Raw genomic sequence first — 25,615 nt, forward strand, 5'->3', positions numbered from 1 at the left:
CGCAACTGCCTGCCATCGGGGCGATCAAGCCGGCACGGCAGAGAAGATGTCGTCCGCGGCTTTACGCCCCGATGGCCGTCGTCGCCGCGTTCACGCTCAGCTCTTGGCCGTGCCTGGCTCCGCCATCTTGCGGTGCTGACTGGCCAGCGTCCCGGACGGCACCACATTGGCGGCCGCCGACATCACCTTGTTCTTCCAGCCGGTGACGACGTCGCCCTCGCCGCACATCATCGCGTCGAAGCCGAGCTGCGCAACCTCACCGGCGTCGTCCTTCTCGGCGGCTCCGACTGCGGTGTCGAGCATATCGGCACGGCGGAAAAAATCCGTCTCGGTCGCGCCGGGCATCAGGCAGGTCACCGTCACCGCGCTGTCCCTCAGCTCTTCGCGCAGCGCGAAGGAAAACGAATTCAGGAACGCCTTCGACGCATTGTAGACCGCCTGGAAGCTGCCCGGCGTGAAGCCGGCGATCGAACCCGTGATCAGGATACGGCCACTGTTGCGTCGGCTCATCTCGTTGCCGATACGATGGACCAGATATAGCGTCCCGACAACGTTGGTATCGACGACCTTGCGTGCCTCGGCAAAATTCTGATCGAGAAAGGAATGACCAAGTCCGCGGCCGGCGTTTGCTAACAGCGCATCGACCGGCCGGCCCTTCGCGGCCTCGCAGAGACGGTTGACGCCCTCCTCGGTAGCAAGATCGGTTTGCACCGTCTCGACAGAGACGCCGCTTGCGCGCAGATCGATCGCGGCTGTTTCGATCGCCGGCTCATCAGCCGCGATCAGCAAATCGAACCCCGCCTTCGCGCAGCACCGGGCCAGCTCGAGGCCGATTCCGGTCGACGCTCCGGTGACGATGGCGAAGGATCGTTGATCTGTCATGTTGGGCTCCATGGTCGTAATGCCGCAAGCCAACCAGGCCCGACGCGACGCGTTCCTCGCATAGGAGCGCAGTGGTGATTCCGGTTCTGCTTCCACATCGCGGATGATGATCGCGGTCATTCAACGCGCACGATTCCCCACTGATTCACGGCCGAAGTGACATCCGGACGCGACAGCGAATAGGAACTCGTGATGGGTGCGATGGTTGGTCGGCGTCACTCATCGGAGATCACCATGCGCATTCTTAACATCGTCACGCTTCTTCTCGTCATCGTCGGCGGCGTCAACTGGGGCTTGGTCGGCCTGTTTGATTTCGATCTCGTCACCGCGATCCTCGGTAACGGCGCGGCCGAAACCGCGACGTCGTCGGCCGCTGCCCGTATCGTCTACATTCTCGTAGCGCTGTCGGCCCTGTATCAGATTACGACGTTGACGCGCCTGTTGTCGACGCGCTCGGCCGCTTACGGCAGCAACACGTACTAAGCGCAGACGCTGCAGCTAATGGATCGCGCCGATCAATTTCGCCGCATCGCCGGCAACGACCCGAGCGGCGCGATCTACTTTTTGCCGTGGCGCACCAGCTTCGCGGTGGCGCTCCGGTTCGGCCTGATCGGCCTGCAGCGCTGGCGGCTGTGCTACGAAATCCCGACCAGCGTGGTCTCGCCGGATCCGGAGCAGTGTGCCGCTTCGGCAGCGCGGCGGTGCCGCCCATCTTTTCGATCACCGCCAGCCATTGCTGCTGATGCATGGTGTCTCGCGCGATAATGAAGCGCAGCATGTCGCGCATGCCGGGGTCGGAGGTCACCGGCGCCAAGGTCAAGTAGTGATTAACATCAAATGAGACAGGGTGCCGCGGCGCCCGCCTGTCGATTATAGAAGGGTCAGTGACTGCGCTGGGCTTCGTGGCGCAACCTATTGCGGATCGCCGCCGCCTGTCCTGCAGCTTCGAACTCGTGCAAGGTGCGCCCGCCCGCGCGAGCACACTCCGCAATCTGCGCCGCCACCCGCGCTCGCACCGCATGCTCCTGCCCGTTCGGCAGAGTTCCACACACCCGCTCCAGAGCAACTTCCATATTGGCCCGCGTCCGCGGATCGAGATCGTCCGTCATCTGACTTACTCCAGCAAGACACGCCGGCCCGCTCGGATGCGGGCCGCTCGCGGAAGAATAGCGCGAGGCAGATATCCGCTCTCTAACCTATGGCAAAATGGTGTCGAAATCCGCCTCGGGTTTGCCATTGGTTTTTCACGCCAGGCACGCTCCAAAGGAACACGGCTAACCACTCGGGGTTGTGACAGCAAACGTCGAGACACCGATCGGAGGAGCACTGCGGCGCGTAGCTGCGGGCTCGACCGGCGAGCAGCTCCGACGTCGGCAGGAGCACTCGTGAACCCAACTCAAATCAAACGCCTTGCATCACGCTATGGCATCGCCCTCAGCTTCGAAGACGCCCGCGGCAACACCGTCGATACCGACCCCGAGGTGGCCCGCAAGCTGCTGATCAGCATGGGCGTGCTCGACCATGCTGGAACCACATTGCAGCCTGAGCAGCAGGCAATTCTGCCACCTGCCATCGTCGTACGCCCTGACCGCGCCGGCCGCATCGCGATCGACCTCGGCTGCGCGATCTCGGCGAGGCAGATCGAGTGGCAGCTCACCTTGGAAGACGGCAGCTCCCGCAGCGGCACTGCGGCGGTGGCGGCCGCCAACGCAGATGCAACAGCTCACCTGACGCTGCCGCAACTTCCGCATGGCTATCACCGGCTCGTGCTCGGTCATGCAGACGCCGCGACGATGTTGATCGTGACACCGGGCGAATGCTGGCTGCCGGAGAGCTTTCGCCGGGACGAGCGGCGATACGGCCTGTCGCTCCAGCTGTATCTGCTGCGCTCTGCGAGCAATTGGGGAATCGGTGATTTCACCGATCTTCAGCACCTTGCCCGGCTCGCTGCCGCGCAAGGTTGCGACGTGCTCGGTTTGAATCCGCTGCATCAAATGTTTCCGGACAACCCGGAGCATGCCAGTCCCTATTCGCCCGCGAGCCGGCAATTCCTCAATGTGCTGTACATCGACGTCACCGCGATCGCGGAATATCAACGATCCGCCGCCGCCCAGAAGCTTGTGCAATCCGCTCGCTTCCAGCAGCGGCTCGAGCAATGCCGGAAGACCTCGCAGGTCGACTACAGCAGCGTCGCCGATCTGAAGCTGCAAGCATTGCGACTGGTCCATGCCGACTTCCGCACCGCTGCCGACGCACAGCGCATCACCGACTATCAACGATTCGTCTCGACAGCCGGCGACGGCCTGCACAACGCCTCGTTGTTTCAAGCGCTGCGCGACCATTTCGCCGACACCGATCCATCGCAGGCCGATTGGCACCTCTGGCCGGAGGCGTACCACGCGGCGGATTCCGAGGGATCGCTGGCATTCGCGCGCGAGCACGCGGAGCAGATCGACTTCTACAACTGGACACAATGGGTCGCCGAGCAGCAGCTTGCCGCCGCTAAGGATGCCGCAACGGCAGCGGGCATGCAGGTCGGGCTCTATCTCGATCTCGCAGTTGGATGTGATCGCAGCGGGTCCGAGACCTGGGCGAACCCGGGCGATTACATGAACGCGGCCGAAGTCGGCGCGCCGCCCGACATCTTCAATCCAGCCGGGCAGAATTGGGGATTGCCGCCGCTCAATCCGGTCTCGCTAATCGCCGAGGGCTATCGTCCCTTCATCGATCTGCTCCGCGCGAACATGCGACATGGCGGGGGGCTGCGGATTGATCACGCCATGGGTCTCCAGCGGCTGTACTGCATCCCCGAAGGATCGCCGCCCTCCGCTGGCGCTTATGTGCACTATCCGGTGGCCGATCTGATCGGCATTCTGGCGCTTGAAAGCCAACGTCACCACTGCCTGGTCGTTGGCGAGGACCTCGGCACGGTGCCAACCGGCTTCCGGGAGCGCATGGAAGAAGCCAATATCCTGTCCTATCGCGTGTTGTTCTTCGAGGCCGACGGCGATGGTGAGTTCAAGCCGGCGACGAGCTATCCGCGTCTCGCCGTTGCGGTAGCAGGAAGTCACGATCTGCCGACGCTGCCGAGCTGGCTTTCGGGCAGCGACATCGACCTGAAAGATCAATTGGGCCTGTACCCGTCGGCCGAAGAAACCGAAAAGCAGCGGCAGTCGCGCCAGCGGGAGCGTCGTGCCGTTATGCGCGTCCTCGGTCTGGACGGATCGTCGCAGCAGATCACGCCCGATGTATTCTCGAACGCCGTGCATGGTTTTCTCGGCCGGACGCGCTCGCTGTTGGCGATGACGCAGCTCGATGATCTTCTGGGCGAGCATGATCCTGTAAACGTGCCAGCGACTTCGACCGAACATCCGAACTGGCGTCGCAAATACGCGTTACCCCTTGAACAGATCGAGCGTTCACGCGGATGGAGGCTTTTGGAAACATTGGCTGCGGGCCGTGCGGAGCCGGCGAACAACGGGCCGGACCGCGCCCGTTCGTCACTGCCTCCAGCTTCGGCCCTGCAGGGGGCCCGTTAGCAGCGCACCCAGCCCTTTGCGGCCCTACGGCAAGAGCCGCCGATCAAATGGCTGACGTCCGGCTGCGAACTGATTTGGAGCACCAGCAAGATGGCCCATCCGTTTTTGCGTAAGCTACGCTTCGGCGCGCGCCTCACGCCGGAGGACGAAGCAGTGCTGACGAGTATCATCGAGCCGGCGCGACCGGTCCGTCAGCGCGAAGACGTCGCCGAAGAAGGTGTGCAGCCGAATGCTCTGCCGCTCATCGTTGACGGCTGGGCATGCCGCTACTCGACGCTGGCCAATGGTCAGCGCCAGATCATCTCGTTGTTCATTCCGGGCGATTTGTGCGAACCTTTCGGCATGCTGCCTCGCTTCATGGATCATTCGGTAGCCACGCTTACGCCGGTGCTGATGTCGCCGGTGCGTGTCGAGCGACTGAAATCCGCGGTGATCAGCAGTCCGCGCATCGACGAGGCGTTGTGGTGGGATCTCCTGGTTTCGACCGCGATCGATCGCGAACACCTCGTCAGCCTCGGCCGACGCACCGCCACCGAGCGACTCGGCCACCTGTTCTGCGAGCTGCATCTGCGCCTCGATATGGTCGGCCTCGTCGAGGGGATGAGTTACGAAATGCCCATAACTCAGGCTGATCTCGGCGATTTGCTCGGCCTTTCGATGGTCCACGTCAACAGATCGCTGCAGGAGCTGCGTCGCACCGGCCTGATGTCGTTGCGCGGTCGCCGCCTGACGATCAACAATCTCGATGGGCTGCGCGAGCTATCGTATTTCGACGAGGGCTACCTTCATCCGGAAGGCGCCAACGGATGAGCATGATCAGCAACCACCGCGGAGGCCGTGAATGGCAGACGATGCTTTGGTGACCCGGATCGCGCAGCTGGAAGCCGACAACCACCGACTGCGCCGGCTGCTCGATCAGCAAGACGCACCCGGCGAGTTGCGCCATCGGCTGCGCAGCACGGTCGCCCTGCTCCGCATGATCATCCGCAAATCCGCCGAGAGCCGGACCGATCTCGACGCCTATATGGGATTGCTCGAAGATCGACTCGACGCGATCGCGCGGGTGCAGGCGATCGCCGACGAAGAGGGCGTTATCGAGTTGCAGAAGCTGTTGACCGACGAGTTGCTGCACTATCGTCCACTCGACGACGTACGCGTCCGGCTATCCGGCCCCGAGCTCGCCTTGCAGCCGCGGATGGGCCGCCTGTTCGCACTGGCAATCCACGAGCTCACCGTCAATGCCATCGAGCATGGCAGTCTCGGGAGTAGCACCGGCCGCGTCGAAATCGCCTGGCGCGTCGACGAAACCGGAGCGACGCCCACTCTGATCTTCGTCTGGAAGGAGCATGACGCGACGCCCATCAACCAGCCGCAACGCGACGGTTTCGGCACCGAAGTTCTGACGCGGATGCTGGCATACGAAATTCGTGCCACGACTCGGCTGGATTTCGAGAGCGACGGGCTACGCTGTTCGATCCAGTTTCCGATGGGCTAGAGCAGGAGCACTCAAACCGGCGGGGTGCGGCCCCTTCTGCCGGCTTGCGGCCAACTTTTAAGGATTCCGCCAAAGCCAATGGCCGCGTTACGGGTCCCTCAGTCTCGAAATATAAACAGCTTGACGCCCTTGGCCGGCGCGGTGCGAAGGGCGGTTTGCTTCCGGGACATCCATTAGCATAGGTGAATGCCGCCGAGGACGTACGCCGATAGCCTGTCCGAAATTACGGAAAGGGTCAGCGTGAAAAAACGTCGCAACAGAACCAAGCAGCAGTTGTCGCTCGAAGAGCGGCTGTCGTTGTGCTCCGAACGCTGGAAGCGCGAAGCCGAGCAGAGCGGCAGCAGCGAAATCCAGGGCGTCTGGCAGGAGCGCGCCCGATCGGCCGAGGCCGCCCGAGGAATGATTGCGTGGCTGCAAGAGCGCGAAGGCTCCCACTGACGCGCATCGACAACATCGGCGGCGCGGGGGAAACTCGCGATGACGACTAACAAACCGCTGTCCGGCCTGCGTGTCCTGGTCGTCGAGGACGAATACTTCGTGGCCCAGGACGTCGCGATTGCGCTCGCGCAATGCGGTGCGCAGATTGTCGGGCCAGTCGCGACGCTTCCCGAGGCCATGGAATTGGCGCGCGAACCGCTCGACGCTGCGGTCTTGGACATCAACCTTCGTGGCATGCTGGTTTATCCGCTGGCGGACCTCCTCGCCTCCCGCGGGGTCGCCCTGGTGTTCGCCACCGGCTATGGCGCGGCAGCCATTCCGGCCCGCTTCGAGCACATTCGGCGCTGCGAGAAGCCCGTGGAGATCGGTGAGATCTCTGCGGCCCTCTTTCCCGGCGGGCTATTTTGCTCCTCTGCCTTACGGTCTTAGGCAATTGGCGGACGCTCACGATTTTTTTCCGATCCTTCGGAACAAAAGCTGCCCCAACGTGTTTTGTCGGTTTCGGAGCGACTGAATGACCGATGGGATGATGCCGGAACGCGAGCTTCATGAAAGCGAGCGAGCTTTCCGGATTCTCATCCAGGGGGTGACTGACTACGCGATCTATATGCTCGACCCGGCCGGCATCGTGTCGAGCTGGAATACGGGCGCGGCGCGGATCAAGGGGTATCAGTCCGCTGAGATCATCGGCCAGCATTTTTCAGTCTTCTACCCTCCCGAGGACAGGAGCGCGGGTCTGCCGAACCACGCGCTGGCGATCGCGCGTCGACACGGCAGGTTCGAAGCCGAGGGATGGCGGATCCGAAAGGACGGCTCGCGCTTCTTCGCGTCGGTGGTGATCGACGCAATCGTCGAGAACGGCGAACTTATCGGCTACGCAAAGATCACCAGAGACATCACCGAACGTCTGAAAGCACGATCTGCGCTGGCCGCGAGCGAGAATCACTTCCGCCTGCTGGTTCGCAATGTCACCGACTATGCGTTGTACATGCTGGATCCGGACGGCTTCGTCACCAGCTGGAATTTGGGTGGTCAGCGGATCAAGGGCTATGTACCCGACGAGATCGTCGGCGAACACTTCAGCCGCTTCTACACACCGGCCGATCGAAAGGCCGGAAAGCCGGCGCGCGCGTTGCAGACCGCTCGTGAGATGGGCCGCTACGAAGAAGAAGGCTTTCGCGTCCGAAAGGATGGCAGCTTCTTCTGGGCCAGCGTGATCATCGATCCGGTCCGCGACGACGCTGGCGAACTGATCGGCTTCGCCAAGATCACGCGCGACATCACCGAGCGCCGCGAAGCTCAGCAGAAGCTCGAACGCGTGCAGGCCGAACTTGCCGAGTCGCGCAAGATGGACGCGCTCGGTCAGCTGACCGGCGGCGTCGCCCACGATTTCAACAATTTGCTGATGGGCCTCACCGGTGGCTTGCGACGCATCAAGCGTTCAACCAGCGATGCCGAGATTCTGAAAGCGATCGAGGCAATGGAGACCAGCATCCGGCGCGGCGCGGGGCTGACCCGCCAGCTCCTCACCTTCGCCCGCCGCCAGCAGGTCAGCCCGGTCCAGCTCGACCTGGCGCAGACGATCGGATCGATGCAGGAGGTGTTGCGCGCCGGGCTTCGCAGCAACGTGGCGCTGGTGGTCGATATTACGCCAGAGGTCTGGCCTGTGTACGCGGATCCGGGAGAGCTCGAAACCGCGCTGGTCAATCTGGTCGTCAACGCACGCGACGCTCTGCTCGAGGGCGGCGAAGTCCGGATCAGCGCCGCCAATCACCGCGCGCCGGACAGCACGCAGGAATTTGTGCGGATCTCTGTTCGAGACAACGGCGTCGGCATTCCGCCCGATGTGCTGGCCAGAGTATTCGATCCGTTTTTCACCACCAAGCCGGTCGGCCAGGGCACAGGCCTCGGGCTGTCGCAAGTGCACGGCTTTGCCAACCAGGCGGGTGGCCGGGTCGAGGTGGAGAGCCGGGTCGGCGCAGGCACGGAAGTGGCAATCTGGCTGCCACGGGCCGAAGGTGAAAGCGCCGAGGCGAGTTCCATTGGCGGGAAAGCCGCCAGCACAGTGCTCCTCGTCGAAGATAATCCCGAGGTCGCCTGCGCCGGCGCGATGCTTCTGGAGGAGCTCGGCTATCGCGTGAAATGGGCTTCCAATGCAGAATCGGCTCTCGCCGAAATCGCGAAGGACGGCATCGATTTCGTGTTCAGCGATATCGTAATGCCCGGCCGGATGGACGGGCTCGGTCTGGCCCGCCAATTGAAGCGCGACTACCCGTCACTGCCGATCATCCTGACGACGGGTTACAGCGACACAGCGCTGAGATCTGATCTGGAATTTCCGATGGTTCGGAAGCCCTACGAGCTTCACGAATTGAGCCGGGCTTTCGACTCGGTTTCAAGCCGCTGAGCCGCAGGACGGCTGGCGCCTCGGCGTCACGAATATCTTGCTGATGGATATCGCGCTTCAACTCACGTCAGGCAGGCGCTGCCCTGCCCGCAGGGAGCCGGTCGTCCGAATGCAAACAGTCATTCGGACACGCCAAGCTTGAGATGTCATTGAAGGGATGGTGGGCGCACCAGGGCTCGAACCTGGGACCCGCTGATTAAGAGTCAGCTGCTCTACCAACTGAGCTATGCGCCCGGAGCCGATCCGGAGTTTCCCGTTCGGGACGGCTGCGTTTAGCAAAGCCGATCGGAGATGTCCAGCAAGCTGCGCGACATTTTTATGGCTGGGCGCATTTATTGTGGAGCAGGGAAAACCGCCGGGCTTCCGGCGGCCTCCAAGGCTTATGGCGAACGGAAATCCAACGCTCGGATCAAAGCGGACGGGAGCCCGGTCCGTCGTCGTCATCGTGATCCTCGCGCATGCCGGGACGCGGCCCTGGGCCATGATCACCACGCTCCCAACGCGGGCCGCGGTCGTCATCGTCGCGATGCATGCGCGGATGGTGGCGATGCCAGCGCCCCTCGCCGCCCCAGCCATGGCCGCCTTCGAACCGCGTCAGCACGCGCAGGCGGCGCTTCTGGCTTTCGTCCAGCGACTTGTAGAGCGGATCCGCAGCATCGGCGATCTTCTTCAAGGCCGCCGCGGTGGTAGCCATCGTGTCCGCGCGGTCGCGCAGCCGAGTCACAGGATCAGCCGGCATGCTGTCACGATCATCATCGCGCGCTTTCATCCGCGCCTCGGCGCGGTCGATGCGCAGCTTGGCGAAATCCTTCACCGCGGCCTCGAGCGGCGGCCACAGCTTTTCCTGATCCGGGGTCAGCTTGAGGCCGGCATGGACTGCGGCGATCCGTGCATCCGCAAAGGCGGTGCGGTCTTCCGCACTCGCCCAGGGCCGGTGATCGCGATGATGGTCGAACCAACCGCGCTGCTGGGCATAGGCAGCGCTGGAGCCGGCGAGAACCAGCGCGGTCGCGCCGGCGAGCAGTAGCTTGTTCATGGAAACCTCCGTGCAAAGGTTTCCCGAGGATGAGCGCGCCGCCCTGCCCGATCAACTTACGCTTTGGACAGAAAGCCGAAGATGACCAAGATGTCATGTTCGGCTGGTGTTACTACGCGTCTGCAGCACTCATGGCTGCCACGCCGATCTGTTCAGCACACCTTCATGCCGGCGTCACAGCATGCCGAGCGTACGCGGCAGCCACAGCGAGATCTCCGGCACGTAGGTGACGACGCCGAGGAAGGCGATCATCGTCAGCAGCCACGGCATCACCGCAACGGTGAGTTCGGTGATGCCCATCTTGGCGATTCCGGATGCCACGTAGAGATTGAGGCCCACAGGGGGGTGGCACATGCCGACCTCCATGTTCACCACCATCAGGATGCCGAGATGCACCGGATGGATACCGAGCTTCACCGCCACGGGGAACAGGATCGGCGCCATGATCAGCACGATCGAGGTCGCTTCCATCACGTTGCCGGCGAGCAGCAGCAGCAGGTTCACCACCAGCAGGAACACGATCCAGTTGACGCCCGCGGTCGACATCCAGTTGGCGATCTGCTGCGGGATGTTCTCGTTGGCCATCAGGAACGAGAACAGCACCGCGTTGGTGATGATGTAGAGGATCATCGCGCTCATATTGGCGGAGCCGAGCAGCACCTTCGGCACGTCCCTGAGCGACAGGTCGCGATACACGAACACCGCGATCACGAACGCATACACCGCGCTGATCGCCGCCGCTTCGGTCGGCGTGAACCAGCCCGCATAGATGCCGCCGAGCACGATCGCGATCAGCAGCAGCCCCCAGATGCACTTGCGGAATGCGACGAAGCTTTCGCCCCAGGTGGCGCGCGGCAACCGCGGATAGTCGTTCTTCCAGGCGCGATAGAACGTCGTGAAGCCGAGCAGCGTCGCCAGCATGATGCCGGGGATCACGCCGGCCATGAACAATTGTCCGACCGAGGCCGACGACACCCGGTTGCCGGCCGGGTCGAGCGCGATCGAGCCGCCGGTCGCCACAGAATACACCACCATCACGATCGACGGCGGGATCAGGATGCCGAGCGCGCCCGAGGTGGTGATGACGCCGGCGCCGAATCGCTTCGGGAAACCCTGCTTCACCATCGCCGGCAGCATGATCGAGCCGATCGCGATCACGGTGGCCGGCGACGAGCCGGACACGGCGGCGAACAGCGCGCAGGCCATGACGCCGGCAAGGCCGAGCCCGCCGTGCCAGTGTCCGACCATGGTGGTGGCGAAGTTGATCATGCGGCGCGCGACGCCGCCGTGGGTCAGAAAGTTGCCGGCCAGGATGAAGAACGGGATCGCCATGATCTCGAAGTTCTCGATCCCGGTGAACAGCTTCAGCGAAACCGCCTCGACCGGCACGTTGGTGAACAGGAACACGAACGACAGCACGGTGAGGCCGAGCGCGATCGAGATCGGCATGCCGGTCAACATCAGCACGATCAGCAGCGAGAAGATCAGGGCGGTGTTCATCGCACCGCCTCCGCAGCTGCCGCCGCCGTTCCCGGCATGTGGGGCTCGTCGATGCCTTCGACATGGCTATGGTCGTGATGCGGCAGATGATCGTGACGCACGTAGTGATACGCCACCTGCAGAAAACGGAAGCACATCGGATACGAGCCCAGCGGGATACACAGATAGACGATCCAGCTCGGGATCTCGAGATCCGGCGAGGTCTGGTTGGTGTCGATCAGGCCGTAGACGAATTTGGCGCCCATCGTGCCGATGATAAAGGTGAACAGCGCGCCGCAGAACAGGCCGAAAAGGATCGTCACCTTGCGCAAGCGCGGCTGCATCACGTTGACCAGCACGTCGACGCCGACATGGATGCCGGTGCGCACGCCGTAAGCAGCGCCGAACTTGGCCATCCACACGAACATGTAGATGCACAGCTCCTGTGCCCAGGACAGGTCGATCGGAAACAGGATCGGATAGAACAGCGGGATCCCGACCAGATAGCGGTGCATCACCGCAACGAAGATCAGCAGCGTGGCGCCGCCGATCATGGTCGCGATCAGGATCTCCTCAAGCCTGTCGAGGATGCGCATGAACATTCTCTCTCCCCCAAATCGATCGGCCGCCCGGCGGATCCGCCAGCGGCCGTTATTGGTGCCGGGCGCGCTGCGTCCGGAAATACAACGGGCGCCCGCGCTTGTCGACGCGAGCGCCCGGATCCAGGCTTAGTTGGTCGGGCCGCCGCCGCTCTCTTTCAGGAATTCGGCGATCAGCGCCTTGCCGACGCGGCCGCCGACATCGTCATAGACCGGCGCCATCGCCTTGCGCATCGCGGCGTTCTGCTCGGGCGACAGCGTGATGATCTCGGTCTTGCCGGACTTCTTCATCTCGGCGAGCGCGTCTTCGTTCTCTTTCTGCGACTGGTTGTTGCCGAATTCCGTCGCTTCCGCCATCGCCTTGTCGAGCTGAGCGCGAACGTCCGCCGGAATGCCGTCCCAGAACTTCTTGTTCACGATCACCGCGTAGCCGATGTAACCGTGGTTGGTCACGGTGGTGTACTTCTGCACTTCGTGCATCTTCTGGGTGTACATGTTCGACGGCGTGTTCTCCTGGCCGTCGACGACGCCGGTCTGCAGCGCCTGATACACTTCCGAGAACGCCATCACCTGCGGGATCGCGCCGAGCGAGCGGAATTGCGCGTCCAGCACCTTGGACGACTGGATGCGGAATTTCAGGCCCTTGTAGTCGGCCGGCTCGATCAGCTTCTTGTTGGCGCTCATGATCTTGAAGCCGTTGTCCCAATACGCCAGGCCGGTGATGCCCTTGGCGTCGAGCAGCTTGAACAGCTTGGCGCCGACCGGGCCGTTGGTCACCTTGCGCAGCGCGGCGATGTCCGGAAGGATGTACGGCAGATCGAACACCTCGAATTCCTTGACGCCGGCCGGGCCGAACTTCGAAATCGAGGGGGCGAGCATCTGCACCGCGCCGAGCTGCAGCGCGTCGAGCTCTTCCTTGTCCTTGTAGAGCTGCGAGTTCGGGTAGACTTCGACCTTGACCTTGCCGTCGGTGTACTTCTCGGCAAGTTCCTTGAACTTGTCGGCGGCAAGCCCCTTCGGCGTGTTCGGCGCCACGACGTGGCTGAACTTGATCACGATCGGCGACTGCGCCGCGGCGGGGCCGATCAGGGCCAGCATTGCGACCGAGGCCGCGGATAGAATCAGTTTACGCATGGGATTTCCCCTCGATTTTCTGGGTGCGCGGAAACGCACAGGCTCGTTTCCCCCTTACAGAGACTCGGAGCGAAAAGCCATTGTCGTTTCGGAGGGGCCGGAGAGCCTGACTCAGAAACACGGCCGAAGTCTCGGCGACATCCTGCAGCCGGTGAATTCGCGCACAAGCTCCGTCATGGCCGGGCTTGTCCTTGGCTTGTCCCGGCCATCCACGCCTTTTCTGGATTTCCGTCAGCAAGGCGTGGATGCCCGGCACAAGAGCCTGTGCTCGGGCCGGCGAAGCCGGACCCGAGTGCCGGCCATGACGGGTGGATGGGAAAGTGCCTCATTTTAAGGGGCGTGTTTCCGGCCAGGCTTTGAAGCTGGCGCACTTTGCTGTGCTGCAAAAAACAAAAACGCAGCGCCGAGGCGCTGCGTCTGATGGCGTACCAAGTGGGTTCGCGGAGCGGTATCAGCCCGCGACGGCGACCGACGGCGCGTCGGTGCGAACGTCGCGCTTGCGCTTGGCGACGATCTTGTTGAGCGCGCCCAGATAGGCCTTGGCCGAGGCGACCAGCGTATCCGGATCGGCGGCGCGCGCGGTCATCGAACGCCCTTCATGCGAGAGCCGGACGGAGACTTCCGCCTGCGCGTCGGTGCCTTCGGTGACGGCGTGGACCTGATACAGCTCCAGCCTGGCGTCGTGCGGCACCAGCGCCTTGATGCAGTTGAACACCGCGTCGACCGGGCCGTTGCCCTCGGCTTCCTCGATCCGCACCTGGCCGTCGACGTCGAGCTTCATCGTCGCGCGCTGCGGGCCGTGGGTGCCGGCGATCACGGTCAGCGAGGTCAGCTTGATCTGGTCCTGGCCGTGCGTCATTTGCTCGTCGACCAGCGCCTCGATGTCCTCGTCGTAGACGTCCTTCTTGCGGTCGGCCAAGGCCTTGAACCGCACGAACACGTCCTCGATCTGGTTGCGCGACAGCTTGTAGCCCAGCTCTTCCAGCTTGTGGATCAAGCCGGCGCGGCCGGAGTGCTTGCCCATCACCAGCGAGGTGCCCTTCACGCCGACCGTCTCGGGTGTCATGATCTCGTAGGTCTGGGCGTTCTTGATCATGCCGTCCTGATGGATGCCGCTCTCGTGCGCGAACGCGTTCCGGCCGACGATCGCCTTGTTGTACTGCACCGGGAACGAGGTCGCGGCCGACACCGTCTTGGAGGCGTGGGTCAGCATCGTGCTTTCGATGTTGTTCCAATAGGGCAGCTTGTCCTGACGGACGCGCATCGCCATCACTACTTCTTCCAGCGCGGCATTGCCGGCGCGTTCGCCGATGCCATTGATGGTGCACTCGATCTGCCGCGCGCCGCCGGCGACGCCGGCCATCGAATTGGCGACCGCCATGCCGAGGTCGTTATGGCAATGCACCGAAAACCGCGCCTTGTCGGAGTTCGGCACGGTCTCGCGCACCTTGCGGAACATCTCGCGATACTCTTCGGGCACCGAGTAGCCGACGGTGTCCGGCAAATTGATCGTGGTGGCGCCGGCCTTGATGGCCGCCTCGATACAGCGGCACAGGAAGTCGAACTCGGTGCGTGTGGCGTCCTCGGCCGACCACTCGACGTCGTCGGTGTGGTTGCGCGCACGCGTGACCGACGAGATCACCATCTCGTAGACCTGGGCTGCCTCCATCTGCAGCTTGTACTTCATGTGCACCGGCGAGGTGGACAGGAAGGTATGGATGCGGCCGCGCTCTGCCGGCTTGATCGCCTCGGCGCAGCGGTCGATGTCCTTGTGGGCTGCGCGCGACAGGCCGCAGATCACCGAGTTCTTCGAGCGCTTGGCGATCTCATGCACCGCCTCGAAGTCACCGTCGGAGGCGAACGGGTAGCCGGCCTCGATCACGTCGACCCCCATGTCGTCGAGCATCTTGGCGACGTTCAGCTTCTCCTCGAACGTCATGGTGGCGCCGGGGCACTGCTCGCCGTCGCGCAAGGTGGTGTCGAAAATGATGACGCGGTCCTGCTCGGACTTCGAAGTCGTGGTCATGAAAGATTTCCTTGGTTCAGGGCGCCGTCTCTGCGGAGATCTCGGCGCAATTGGGTCTGGCATTCTTGCGATCCCCTGAGTGCCCAGGCGCACGCGCCCAGACGGCCCTCAGGGGCGAATAAGCAGAAGCAGCCCGCCAAGCGCGAGGGTGATCAGCGCGAGGGTGTGAAGAGCGGCCTGACCGATCGGCGCAGCCGGAATCGCGGACGCGGCGATTGCCGCCGTCCTCTTCATCCCAGCCCTGTCGCCGCGAATCGCCATATCCGACACCTTGAAGTCCATATCGTGCGCGCCAACCCACAAAGGAAGGGTATCGAGGAGAGTCGACGCAAGTGGCCGATGGACCGAATGGCTATCCTTCTAGACGACCTCGCCAAGGGTCCGCAACGGCAAATGATGGGCAAAAATCGTCAAAAAACGTCAGAATTCCTGACCTAAACCATCGTCGGTCCGGCCTTGCGCCGGGGCGGGTTTCCTCTGTCGGCGAAACCGCCTATGGCTTGGGTCGAGCTGACACCACAGCATGGAGCGACCGCGTTGAACTCGATCGATCTGGCCTCGCTGGCCGCCGCCACCCCGACTTTGCGCCACGACTGGAGCCGCGAGGAAGCCGCCGCGATCTACAATTCGCCGTTCGCCGACCTGATCTTCCGGGCCCAGACCATTCACCGCCAGAGCTTCGACGCCAACGCGGTGCAGTGCAATCAGTTGCTCAACGTCAAAACCGGCGGCTGCGCCGAGGATTGCGGCTATTGCAGCCAATCGGCACATCACGACACCGCCCTGCCCGCCTCCAAGCTGATGGACCCGGTCAAGGTCATCGAAGGCGCCAAGGCGGCACGCGATGCCGGCGCGACTCGCTACTGCATGGGCGCGGCCTGGCGTTCGCCGAAGGATCGCGACATGGCGCCGATCATCGAGATGGTGAAGGGCGTCAAGGCGCTCGGCATGGAAGCCTGCATGACGCTCGGCATGCTGAGCGACGACCAGGCCAAGCAGCTCGCCGACGCCGGCCTCGACTACTACAACCACAACGTCGACACCTCCGAGGAGTTCTACTCTTCCGTGGTGAAGACGCGTAGCTACTCGGATCGTCTCGACACGCTGGAGAAGGTGCACGACGCCGGCATCAAGGTGTGCTGCGGGGGCATCCTCGGCCTTGGCGAGAAGCCGACCGACCGCGTCGAGATGCTGCGCACGCTCGCCAACCTGCCGCAGCATCCGGAGAGCGTGCCGATCAACATGCTGATCCCGATCGAGGGCACCCCGATCGCCAAGACCGCGACGCCGGTCGATCCATTCGAATTCGTCCGCACCATTGCCCTGGCACGCATCATGATGCCGAAGTCCGATGTCCGCCTTGCCGCCGGCCGCACCGCGATGAGCGACGAAATGCAGGCGCTGTGCTTCCTGGCCGGCGCCAATTCGATCTTCATCGGCGACACTTTGCTGACCACGCCGAACCCCGGCGACAGCAAGGACCGCGCGCTATTCGCCCGCCTCGGCATCACCCCGCGCGACGACATCGGCGTCCACGCGCACGGCTGAGGCGCGGCGACGCCCCGCACCCACCGCCGCCATGGCCGGGCTTCGACCCGGCCATGACGAAGTTAAGTGCTCTTTCGCCTTGAAGCGACACGTGCCCTCACCCCGTCATTGCGAGGAGCGTAGCGACGAAGCAATCCAAACTACTGCACGGCGCTGGATTGCTTCGCGGAGCCTGTGCCCGGACGGCGCGTAGCGCCGATCCGGGTGCTCGCAATGACGCCGAGAGGCCGAACTAATCATCCCCGTGCAGCAGCATCGTCAGATACGCAGTCACGAAGCGCGGCATCGTTGGCAGGAAATCGGCTTTCGACCGTACCAGATGCACGCCGCTCAACTCCGGGTGGGCCTCACGGGCCAGGAAGGTTTCGATCCGCGCCTTCAGCGCATCGCCCGGCTGATCGACGTCGAGCACGCGCAGCATCGCCACCAGCGAGCCGGCTTCGACGCAGTGCCAGTGATCGGCCGCGTGATAATCGAGCCGCGATAGACCCGTCTCTTCCTTGACCTCGCGGGCGACGCTGGACGCGATTTCGAGGCGCCGGTTGCGGACGTCGGACGGGTCCGGCGTGCCGCCGGCGAAATACACCTTGCCGGCATTGGCGGTGTGTGGCCCCATCACGCCGAGCACGATCGCGCCGTCGCTGGCGCGGATCACCCCCATGCCGAAGCCATTGAACACGGATACGTCAGGGAACCCCCAATCGCGCCAGGCCATGAAGCTGGCAAAGTCCGTCTCGAAGTACTCGGCGCTGAAGTACACCCCGTCGAACCGCGGCTGCCGCCCCAGCAGTACGCGTCCGTTCCACAGCTTGGGTTGCTCCGCCTGACGTTGCGCGAAATGCGCATCGATCTCCTCGCGTCGCTTGTCCGCGAACGGCCAGACATGGTCGCCGACCCAGAGGTCGAGATTGGTGACACGATGGATGGTGACTGGTACGGGGACGTCCACTGCCGACATGGTTATTTCACAGCGCCCGATGTTTTTGCCGCCTGTTCGACGAAAGCGTTCGTATAGGTCTTGGTGACATCGATATTGGCCTTCGCCACGTCGGGCGAACTTGTGCTGAACACTGTCAGCACCGCCTCGGCGCCCTTCGGGTCCATCAGCCCCGTGGTCGAGTACATCGGGATTGTGTTCTTCAATGCGGCGACATATTGCGCCTTGTCCTTGCCGACGATATTCGGCGGCATCTTGTCGGCGATCTCCTCGGCCGAATGCGCATGGATCCAGGCGAGCGTCCCGAGGATCGCATTGGTCAGGCTCTGCGCTTCCTTGGGATGTGCCTTGATCCAGGCCGTGGTCGCATACAGCGCGCCGCCCGGATAGTCGCCGCCGAACACTTCGCGGGTGTCGTGCTCGGTACGGGTATCGCTGAGGATACGCAGATCACTGTGCGCGGCCTGCAGGATTGTCACCGCCGGATCGAGCATCACCGCGGCCTCGATCTGGCCCTGCTGCATCGCCGCCACCGCGGTGGCGCCGAGCCCGACGCCGATCACCGAGACGTTGTTCGGATCGACGCCGTTCTTTTTCAACAGATACTTCAGGAAGAAATCGGTCGACGACCCCGGCGCGCTGACGCCGACCTTTTTGCCGGCCAGATCCTTGATGGACTTGATACTCGCCGTATGGTTCGGCGACACCGCCAGCACCAGACCCGGATAGCGGTCGTACACCACGAAGCTCTGCATCTCCTGCTTCTTGGCGGCGAGATTGACGGTGTGATCGAAATAGCCGGAGACGACGTAGGCGCTGCCGCCGAGCACGGCCTTGAGCGCATCCGAGCCGCCCTTGAGATCGACCAGTTCGACGCTGAGCCCGGCCTTGTCGTATTCGCCGAGCTGCTTGGCCAGCACGGTCGGCAGATAGCACAGGCAGGCGCCGCCACCGATCGCGATCGTCACCTTGCTCTGCGCCGATGCGGCGCCCGCGCTGAGCAGGACCGCGGCCAGCGCCGCAATGATGGATTTGAAACCGGCCTTCATGGCGTTTGTTCTCCCCGGACGAAGCGATCAGGACAATAGGTCAAAGCCGCGGCGGGCTCTAGTCCGCCGGCTGGCCGCTCGGCTGCGGCCGCCATACCAGCAGCCGCCGCTCGACCAGGCTGACGGCAAGATCGATGACGATGACAAAGACCGACAGCACGAACATCCCGGCAAACACCCCCGCCACGTCGAACGCGCCTTCGGCCTGCTGGATCAGATAGCCGAGCCCGGCGGCGGCGCCGAGATATTCGCCGACGACGGCACCGACCACCGCGAAACCGATGGCGGTGTGCAGCGACGAGAACATCCAGGACAGCGCCGAGGGCCAGAACACGTGGCGCATCATCTGCCGCTCGCTCATCCCCAGCATCCGCGCGTTGTCGACCAGCGTGGCGCTGGTTTCCTTGACGCCCTGATAGACGTTGAAGAACACCACGAAAAACACCAGCGTGACGCCGAGCGCGACCTTCGACCAAATGCCGAGCCCGAGCCACAGCGTGAAAATCGGCGCCAGCACCACCCGCGGCAGCGCGTTGATCATCTTCACATAGGGATCGAACACCGCGGCCACCCGCGGCTGCCGTGCGAACCAGAACCCGACCAGAACGCCCGCCACCGAGCCGATGGTAAAGGCGAGCAGCGATTCCAGCAGCGTGATCCACAGATGCTTCCAGATCACGCCCGATGAAAACCAGGCGAACACCTGCTGGGCGACATCGAGGGGCGTCGAAAAGAAAAACGGCGGCAGCAGCACCTTGCCGGCAATCGGCACCGTGCTGAACACCTGCCACATAACCAATGCCGTCACAGCGACGAGGAATTGCAACGCGAGAAGCTTCACGCGCGACATGGCGAGGCTCCTCTTTTGGCTTCACCCTCCCCTGGAGGGGGAGGGTCGGCGCGTAGCCCGCATAGCGGGCTGCGCGACGGGGTGGGGTGGGGCGGCGGGGCGGGGGGGGGAATAATCGCCGGGGGGCGCCCGCCCCGCGGCCCGCGCGGCCCCCCCCCCGCGGCCCCGCCCCCCCCCCCCCGCCCGGGGGGGGGGGGCCCCCCCCCCCCCCCCCGGGGGGGGGGGGGGGGGCGGGGGCGCCCCCGCCACACGGACAGGCTTCCGTCGTGGACCCCCACCCCCGACCCCTCCCCGCAAGGGGGAGGGGAGCCAAAACGCGACGTCGTCCCCCATCCGATAGACGAACTAACAGTTTTGTCTCCAATCGCGAAGTGACCGCATGACCCATCCCGGTGAGCAGTACTATCCGCCCGGCCTTCGCTGGGATGCGGAGATCGCGACAGGCACCTTGCCGGATCTGCTGGCGCAGGCGGCGAAGGACTACACCGATCGCCCGGCGCTGGAATTCCGCGATCGACAGATCAGCTATACGCAGCTGCAGAACCACGCCGACATCGCCGCGGCGGCCTTGCTGGCGGCCGGCTACGGCCCCGGCGCGTCGGTGGCGCTGTTTCTCGGCAACACGCCGGATCATCCGATCAACTTCTTCGGCACGCTGAAGGCCGGCGCGCGCGTCGTGCATCTGTCGCCGCTCGACGGCGAGCGCGCGCTGTCGCACAAGCTCAGCGACTCCGGCGCGCGCGTGCTGATCACCACCGAATCCGCCGCGTTGCTGCCGATGGCCGAGAGGTTTCTCGCCAAGGGCCTGCTCGACCGGCTGATCGTCTGCGCCGACGCGGCGTGGGGCTCGTCGACCGCGCCGCTGGCGCCGCTGCCGGACGATCCGCGCGTCGTCCGGTACGCCGACTTCGTCAAGGGCGCCAAGCCGCCCGCCGCCTGGCCGGTGATCGACAAGCACGACATCGCGCTGTTGCAATACACCGGCGGCACGACAGGTTTGCCAAAAGGCGCGATGCTGACGCACGCCAATCTCACAGCGGCGGTGTCGATCTTCGATCTTTGGCGCGTGGTCCGCGATGCGCCGAACGGTCAGTCGCGCGTGATCTGCGTGCTGCCGCTGTTCCATATCTACGCTCTGACGGTCATTCTGACGCGTGGCCTGAAGCGCGGCGAACTGCTGTCGCTGCATCAGCGCTTCGACGTCGCGGCGGTCTTCCGCGACATCGAAGAGAAGCGCGCCACCGCGTTCCCCGGCGTGCCGACGATGTGGATCGCGCTCGCCAACGATCCGTCGCTGGAGAGCCGCGATCTGTCGTCGCTGGTCACCGCCGGTTCCGGTGGCGCGCCGCTGCCGGTCGAAGTCGCGCGATTGTTCGAGCGCAAGACCGGCCTGCAGCTCAAGAGCGGCTGGGGCATGACCGAAACCTGCTCGCCCGGCACGGGCCATCCGCCAGTGGGGCCGGACAAGCCCGGCTCGATCGGCCTGATGCTGCCGGGCATCGAGATGGACGTGGTGTCGCTGGACGATCCCGCCAAGCTGCTGCCGCCGGGCGAAGTCGGCGAGATCCGCGTGCGCGGCCCGAATGTCACCAAGGGTTATTGGAACCGGCCCGAGGAAACCGCGCAATCCTTCGTCGGCGACCATTTTCTCACCGGCGATATCGGCTATATGGACCAGGACGGCTATTTCTTCCTGGTCGACCGCAAGAAGGACATGATCATCTCCGGCGGCTTCAACGTCTATCCGCAGATGATCGAACAGGCGATCTATGAGCATCCCGCCGTGCAGGAAGTCATCGTGATCGGCATCCCGGACGATTATCGCGGCGAAGCCGCGAAGGCGTTCGTGAAGCTGCGCGACGGCGCGGCGCCGTTCACGATCGAGGACCTGCGGGCGTTCCTCACCGGCAAGCTCGGCAAGCACGAACTGCCGGCCGCCGTCGAATTCGTCGATGAGTTGCCGCGGACCCCCGTCGGCAAACTGTCGCGCCACGAACTACGCAGTCAGATTTCTCCCCACCTCAAAGCCCAAGCTTAAACCAACAGGAGCCCGCTCATGACCGAGGCCGTTATCGTTTCCACCGCGCGCACGCCGATCGGCAAGGCGTATCGCGGCGCTCTCAACGCCACCGAGGGCGCGACCCTGCTCGGCCACGCCATCGAGCACGCCGTCAAGCGCGCCGGCATCGACCCGAAGGAGGTCGAAGACGTGGTGATGGGCGCGGCGCTGCAGCAGGGCGCCACCGGCGGCAACATCGCCCGCAAGGCGCTGCTCCGCGCCGGCCTGCCGATCACCACCGCCGGCACCACCATCGACCGGCAATGCGCCTCCGGCCTGCAGGCGATCGCGCTGGCGGCGCGCTCGGTGATCTTCGACGGCGTCGAGGTCGCGGTCGGCGGCGGCGGCGAGTCGATCTCGCTGGTGCAGAACGACAAGATGAACACTTTCCACGCCGTCGACCCGGCGCTCGAAGCTATCAAGGGCGACGTCTACATGGCGATGCTCGACACCGCCGAAACCGTGGCGAAGCGCTACAACATCTCGCGCGAGGCGCAGGACGAGTACGCGCTGGAAAGCCAGCGCCGCACCGCCGCCGCGCAGCAGGGCGGCAAGTTCAAGGACGAGATTGCGCCGATTTCGACCAAGATGGGTGTCGTCGACAAGGCGACCGGCAACGTGTCGTTCAAGGACATCACGTTGTCGCAGGACGAAGGCCCGCGGCCGGAAACCACCGCCGAAGGTCTCGCCGGCCTCAAGGCCGTGCGCGGCGAGGGCTTCACCATCACGGCCGGCAACGCCAGCCAGCTGTCGGACGGCGCTTCGGCCACGGTGATCATGAGCGACAAGACAGCGGCCGCGAAGGGCCTCAAGCCGCTCGGCATCTTCCGCGGCATGGTCTCCTACGGCTGCGAGCCGGACGAGATGGGCATCGGCCCGGTGTTCGCGGTGCCGCGCCTCTTGAAGCGTCACGGCCTCAGCGTCGACGACATCGGCCTGTGGGAGCTCAACGAAGCGTTCGCCGTGCAGGTGCTGTACTGCCGCGACAAGCTCGGCATCGATCCGGAGAAGCTCAACGTCAACGGCGGCGCGATCTCGGTCGGCCATCCCTACGGCATGTCGGGCGCTCGCCTCGCCGGCCACGCGCTGATCGAAGGCCGCCGCCGCAACGCCAAGTACGCGATGGTCACCATGTGCGTCGGCGGCGGCATGGGCTCCGCGGGCCTGTTCGAGATCGTGCAGTAACTAATCGCCGCGCAACGCGGCGCGACCTCTCCCCGCGCGCGGGGAGAGGTCGGATTGCGCAGCAATCCGGGTGAGGGGCGCCTCCGCGAAGTCGAGCGTTCGTGCTCGCGTCGCCCCTCACCCCAGCCCTCTCCCCGCAAGAGCAGGGCGAGGGAGCGGGCTGCCGGCGCGGCGACGACTGAGCTACAACTGAGCTGATTGACCCCAGGAGGATCCGATGGATCTGAATTTCACCAAGGAAGAGATCGCGTTTCGCGACGAGGTGCGGCAGTTCTTCAAGGACAACGTGCCGCCGAAGACCCGGCAGAAGCTGGTCGAGGGCCGGCATCCGTCGAAGGACGACATGGTGGAGTGGTATCGCATCCTCCACAAGAAGGGCTGGGGCGTCACGCACTGGCCGAAGGAATATGGCGGCACCGGCTGGAGCAGCGTGCAGCACTACATCTTCAACGAAGAGCTGCAGGCCGCGCCGGCGCCGCAGCCGCTCGCCTTCGGCGTGTCGATGGTCGGCCCGGTGATCTACACCTTCGGCAGCGAGGAGCAGAAGCAGCGCTTCCTGCCGCGCATTGCCAGCGTCGAGGATTGGTGGTGCCAGGGCTTCTCCGAGCCGGGCTCGGGATCGGACCTCGCCTCGCTCAAGACCAAGGCCGAGAAGAAGGGCGACAAGTGGATCATCAACGGCCAGAAGACCTGGACCACGCTGGCGCAATATGCCGACTGGATCTTCTGCCTGTGCCGCACTGACCCCACCGCCAAGAAGCAGTCCGGCATTTCCTTCATCCTGGTCGACATGAAGTCGAAGGGCATCACCGTGCGCCCGATCCAGACCATCGACGGCGGCAAGGAAGTCAACGAAGTGTTCTTCGACGACGTCGAAGTGCCGCTCGAGAATCTGGTCGGTGAAGAAAACAAGGGCTGGGACTACGCCAAATTCCTGCTCGGCAACGAGCGCACCGGTATCGCCCGCGTCGGCATGTCGAAGGAGCGTATCCGCCGTATCAAGGAGCTGGCCGCCTCGGTCGAGTCCGGTGGCAAGCCGGTGATCGAGGACAGCAAGTTCCGCGAGAAGCTCGCCGCGGTCGAGATCGAGCTGAAAGCGCTCGAGCTGACGCAGCTGCGCGTCGTCGCCGATGAAGGCAAGCACGGCAAGGGCAAGCCGAACCCGGCGTCGTCGGTGCTGAAGATCAAGGGCTCCGAGATCCAGCAGGCCACCACCGAGCTGCTCATGGAAGTGATCGGCCCGTTCGCCGCGCCCTACGACGTGCACGGCGACGACGACTCTAACGAGACGATGGATTGGACCGCGCAGATCGCGCCGAGCTATTTCAACAACCGCAAGGTGTCGATCTACGGCGGCTCCAACGAGATTCAGCGCAACATCATCACCAAGGCGGTGCTCGGGCTGTAGGCGGCGCGTGGTCGTAGGATGGGTTGAGCGCAGCGAAACCCATGCCGGCAGCGCCGCGATGGGTTTCACTTCGTTCAACCCATCCTACAGGTGTCCGTCATTGCGAGGTACCCGTCATTGCGAGCGAAGCGAAGCAATCCAGGGCCGCGAGGCAAAGTGTGGATTGCTTCATCGCGGAGCCTGCACTCGGACGGCGCGAAGCGCCGATCCGGGGGCTCCTCGCAATGACGAGGAAACAGAGTTCGAATTTCTCAAGGATGCATCACCATGGATTTTGATTTGTCGGAAGAGCAGCGGCTCCTCAAGGACAGCGTCGAGGGCCTCTTGAAGTCCTCGTACGATTTCGACAGCCGCAAGAAATACGCCAAGGAAAAGGACGGCTGGAGCCGCGACGTCTGGAGCAAGTTCGCCGAGCAGGGCCTGCTCGGCCTGCCGTTCGCCGAAGAGGACGGCGGCTTCGGCGCCGGCGCGGTCGAGACCATGATCGTCATGGAGGCGCTCGGCCATTCGCTGGTGCTCGAGCCATATCTACCGACCGTGATCGTCGCCGGCGGCTTCCTGCGCCGCGCCGGTTCGCCTGAGCAGAAGGCCGCGCATCTGCCCGGCATCATCGACGGCAGCAAGACGTTTGCGTTCGCACAGCTCGAGAAGAACTCGCGCTGGGATCTCGGTGACGTCACCACCACCGCCAAGAAGAAGGGCGACGGCTGGGTGATCGACGGCGAGAAGTTCGTGGTGCTGAACGGCGAGGCCGCCGACACGCTGGTGGTCACCGCGCGCACCGCGGGCGGCCAGCGCGACCGCAGCGGCGTCGGCGTGTTCCTGGTGCCGGCCGACGCCAAGGGCGTATCGCGCAAGGGCTACCCGACCCAGGACGGTTTTCGCGCCGCTGATATCACCTTCACCGGCGTCGAGGTCGGCGCCGATGCGGCGATCGGCGACCCGGCGAACGGCCTGCCGCTGATCGAAGCGGTGGTCGACGACGCCCGCACCGCGCTGTGCGCCGAGGCGGTCGGCGCGATGGACGAGTCGCTGACCACCACGGTCGAGTACATCAAGACCCGCAAGCAGTTCGGCGTGCCGATCGGCAGCTTCCAGGTGCTGCAGCATCGCGCCGCCGACATGTTCGTCGCTACCGAACAGGCCCGCTCGATGGCCATGCTCGCCACCATGGCGGCCGAATTCGACGACGCCAAGGACCGCGCCAACTCGATCTCGGCCGCCAAGGTGCAGATCGGCAAGTCCGCCAAGTTCGTCGGCCAGCAGTCCATCCAGCTGCACGGCGGCATCGGCATGACCATGGAAGCCAAGATCGGCCACTACTTCAAGCGGCTGACCATGATCGAGCAGACCTTCGGCGACACCGAGTATCACCTGACGCAGGTCAGCAACGGCGGCGGGCTGATCTGAGCCCATCCACGAGTCATTCCGGGCGCGCGCAGCGCGAGCCCGGAATGACGACAATACTCTCCGTCATTGCGAGCGAAGCGAAGCAATCCAGCGCAGTGCACGGAACTGGATTGCTCGTCGGCTGCGCCTCCTCG

General features: G+C 64.2%; 23 protein-coding genes, 1 tRNA gene and 1 pseudogene. 12 read left to right on the forward strand and 13 right to left on the reverse strand.

The features are described from left to right. Positions 1-96: 96 nt before the first annotated feature. Positions 97-882: an SDR family NAD(P)-dependent oxidoreductase gene (locus tag D4Q52_RS14260; RefSeq protein WP_119857267.1), complete on the reverse strand. Its 786-nt coding sequence runs from the start codon at positions 880-882 to the stop codon at positions 97-99. 234 nt (positions 883-1,116) lie between these two features. On the opposite strand from D4Q52_RS14260, the gene D4Q52_RS14265 reads away from it, so the two are divergent. Continuing rightward, a complete protein-coding gene (locus tag D4Q52_RS14265) occupies positions 1,117-1,365 on the forward strand; it encodes a DUF378 domain-containing protein (RefSeq protein WP_119857231.1) in 249 nt (82 codons plus the stop codon). Positions 1,366-1,549: 184 nt separating this feature from the next. Here D4Q52_RS14265 and D4Q52_RS14270 read toward each other — a convergent pair. Further along, positions 1,550-1,687, reverse strand: a pseudogene (locus D4Q52_RS14270) (manganese catalase family protein); the annotation flags it as partial. Positions 1,688-1,763: 76 nt separating this feature from the next. After that, a complete protein-coding gene (locus D4Q52_RS26250; protein WP_147407797.1) occupies positions 1,764-1,991 on the reverse strand; it encodes a hypothetical protein in 228 nt (75 codons plus the stop codon). Between the two features lie 276 nt (positions 1,992-2,267). Between D4Q52_RS26250 and malQ the strand changes: the two genes are divergently transcribed. The 6 genes from malQ (at position 2,268) to D4Q52_RS14300 (ending at position 8,761) form a co-directional block, all read left to right on the forward strand. Then, positions 2,268-4,421, forward strand: a complete 2,154-nt coding sequence (malQ, locus tag D4Q52_RS14275; protein WP_182915314.1) for a 4-alpha-glucanotransferase — start codon at positions 2,268-2,270, stop codon at positions 4,419-4,421. Between the two features lie 90 nt (positions 4,422-4,511). After that, positions 4,512-5,231, forward strand: a complete 720-nt coding sequence (locus D4Q52_RS14280; protein ID WP_119857233.1) for a Crp/Fnr family transcriptional regulator — start codon at positions 4,512-4,514, stop codon at positions 5,229-5,231. A gap of 31 nt (positions 5,232-5,262) precedes the next feature. Beyond that, entirely contained in the window at positions 5,263-5,916 is a 654-nt protein-coding gene (locus tag D4Q52_RS14285) for an HWE histidine kinase domain-containing protein (RefSeq protein WP_119857234.1), read from the forward strand. A gap of 186 nt (positions 5,917-6,102) precedes the next feature. Beyond that, entirely contained in the window at positions 6,103-6,354 is a 252-nt protein-coding gene (locus D4Q52_RS14290) for a hypothetical protein (RefSeq protein WP_234831201.1), read from the forward strand. Positions 6,355-6,393: 39 nt separating this feature from the next. Next, positions 6,394-6,783 carry a response regulator gene (locus D4Q52_RS14295; protein ID WP_119857235.1) on the forward strand — a complete coding sequence of 130 codons (390 nt, stop codon included), beginning with the start codon at positions 6,394-6,396 and terminating at the stop codon, positions 6,781-6,783. An 85-nt stretch (positions 6,784-6,868) separates the two neighbouring features. Continuing rightward, the gene (locus D4Q52_RS14300; RefSeq protein WP_234831202.1) at positions 6,869-8,761 is read left to right on the forward strand and encodes a hybrid sensor histidine kinase/response regulator; all 1,893 of its coding nucleotides are present in this window, start codon (positions 6,869-6,871) and stop codon (positions 8,759-8,761) included. Between the two features lie 158 nt (positions 8,762-8,919). Here D4Q52_RS14300 and D4Q52_RS14305 read toward each other — a convergent pair. The 7 genes from D4Q52_RS14305 to D4Q52_RS26495 form a co-directional block, all read right to left on the reverse strand. Then, positions 8,920-8,995: transfer RNA gene (locus D4Q52_RS14305), tRNA-Lys, on the reverse strand. Between the two features lie 175 nt (positions 8,996-9,170). Further along, entirely contained in the window at positions 9,171-9,797 is a 627-nt protein-coding gene (locus D4Q52_RS14310) for a Spy/CpxP family protein refolding chaperone (RefSeq protein ID WP_119857236.1), read from the reverse strand. Between the two features lie 174 nt (positions 9,798-9,971). Beyond that, on the reverse strand, positions 9,972-11,297 hold the full coding sequence (locus D4Q52_RS14315) for a TRAP transporter large permease (protein ID WP_119857237.1): 1,326 nt from the start codon (positions 11,295-11,297) through the stop codon (positions 9,972-9,974). After that, on the reverse strand, positions 11,294-11,878 hold the full coding sequence (locus tag D4Q52_RS14320) for a TRAP transporter small permease (RefSeq protein WP_119857238.1): 585 nt from the start codon (positions 11,876-11,878) through the stop codon (positions 11,294-11,296). The genes D4Q52_RS14315 and D4Q52_RS14320 overlap by 4 nt, the downstream gene beginning before the upstream one ends. Positions 11,879-12,004: 126 nt before the next feature. Further along, positions 12,005-13,009 (reverse strand): TRAP transporter substrate-binding protein, encoded by a 1,005-nt coding sequence (locus D4Q52_RS14325; protein WP_119857239.1) that lies wholly within the window; start codon positions 13,007-13,009, stop codon positions 12,005-12,007. Positions 13,010-13,460: 451 nt separating this feature from the next. Then, complete coding sequence (locus D4Q52_RS14330) at positions 13,461-15,035, reverse strand: 2-isopropylmalate synthase (protein WP_119857240.1); 1,575 nt, start codon at positions 15,033-15,035, stop codon at positions 13,461-13,463. Positions 15,036-15,143: 108 nt separating this feature from the next. Beyond that, on the reverse strand, positions 15,144-15,317 hold the full coding sequence (locus tag D4Q52_RS26495) for a hypothetical protein (protein WP_182915315.1): 174 nt from the start codon (positions 15,315-15,317) through the stop codon (positions 15,144-15,146). 255 nt (positions 15,318-15,572) lie between these two features. Between D4Q52_RS26495 and bioB the strand changes: the two genes are divergently transcribed. Then, positions 15,573-16,583 (forward strand): biotin synthase BioB, encoded by a 1,011-nt coding sequence (gene bioB, locus D4Q52_RS14340; RefSeq protein ID WP_119857242.1) that lies wholly within the window; start codon positions 15,573-15,575, stop codon positions 16,581-16,583. A gap of 232 nt (positions 16,584-16,815) precedes the next feature. Here the strand turns inward: bioB and D4Q52_RS14345 are convergent, their stop codons facing one another. From D4Q52_RS14345 to D4Q52_RS14355, 3 genes are read right to left on the reverse strand one after another with little or no spacing between them, the layout of a single operon-like run. Continuing rightward, on the reverse strand, positions 16,816-17,541 hold the full coding sequence (locus D4Q52_RS14345; RefSeq protein ID WP_119857243.1) for an NUDIX hydrolase: 726 nt from the start codon (positions 17,539-17,541) through the stop codon (positions 16,816-16,818). A 2-nt stretch (positions 17,542-17,543) separates the two neighbouring features. After that, positions 17,544-18,569 carry an ABC transporter substrate-binding protein gene (locus D4Q52_RS14350; RefSeq protein WP_119857244.1) on the reverse strand — a complete coding sequence of 342 codons (1,026 nt, stop codon included), beginning with the start codon at positions 18,567-18,569 and terminating at the stop codon, positions 17,544-17,546. A gap of 58 nt (positions 18,570-18,627) precedes the next feature. Then, positions 18,628-19,419: an ABC transporter permease gene (locus D4Q52_RS14355; RefSeq protein WP_119857245.1), complete on the reverse strand. Its 792-nt coding sequence runs from the start codon at positions 19,417-19,419 to the stop codon at positions 18,628-18,630. Positions 19,420-19,798: 379 nt separating this feature from the next. Between D4Q52_RS14355 and pimA the strand changes: the two genes are divergently transcribed. The 4 genes from pimA to pimD all read left to right on the forward strand — a co-directional run bounded on the left by pimA (position 19,799) and on the right by pimD (position 25,481). Beyond that, entirely contained in the window at positions 19,799-21,457 is a 1,659-nt protein-coding gene (gene pimA / locus D4Q52_RS14365) for a dicarboxylate--CoA ligase PimA (protein WP_119857246.1), read from the forward strand. A gap of 18 nt (positions 21,458-21,475) precedes the next feature. After that, positions 21,476-22,663 carry an acetyl-CoA C-acyltransferase gene (locus tag D4Q52_RS14370; protein WP_119857247.1) on the forward strand — a complete coding sequence of 396 codons (1,188 nt, stop codon included), beginning with the start codon at positions 21,476-21,478 and terminating at the stop codon, positions 22,661-22,663. A 217-nt stretch (positions 22,664-22,880) separates the two neighbouring features. After that, the gene (gene pimC / locus D4Q52_RS14375) at positions 22,881-24,071 is read left to right on the forward strand and encodes a pimeloyl-CoA dehydrogenase large subunit (protein WP_119857248.1); all 1,191 of its coding nucleotides are present in this window, start codon (positions 22,881-22,883) and stop codon (positions 24,069-24,071) included. A gap of 267 nt (positions 24,072-24,338) precedes the next feature. Beyond that, positions 24,339-25,481 carry a pimeloyl-CoA dehydrogenase small subunit gene (gene pimD / locus D4Q52_RS14380; RefSeq protein ID WP_119857249.1) on the forward strand — a complete coding sequence of 381 codons (1,143 nt, stop codon included), beginning with the start codon at positions 24,339-24,341 and terminating at the stop codon, positions 25,479-25,481. Positions 25,482-25,615 lie beyond the last annotated feature (134 nt).

Origin of the sequence: Rhodopseudomonas palustris, from assembly GCF_003591005.1 — a bacterium.
Classification (GTDB): Bacteria; Pseudomonadota; Alphaproteobacteria; order Rhizobiales; family Xanthobacteraceae; genus Rhodopseudomonas; species Rhodopseudomonas palustris_K.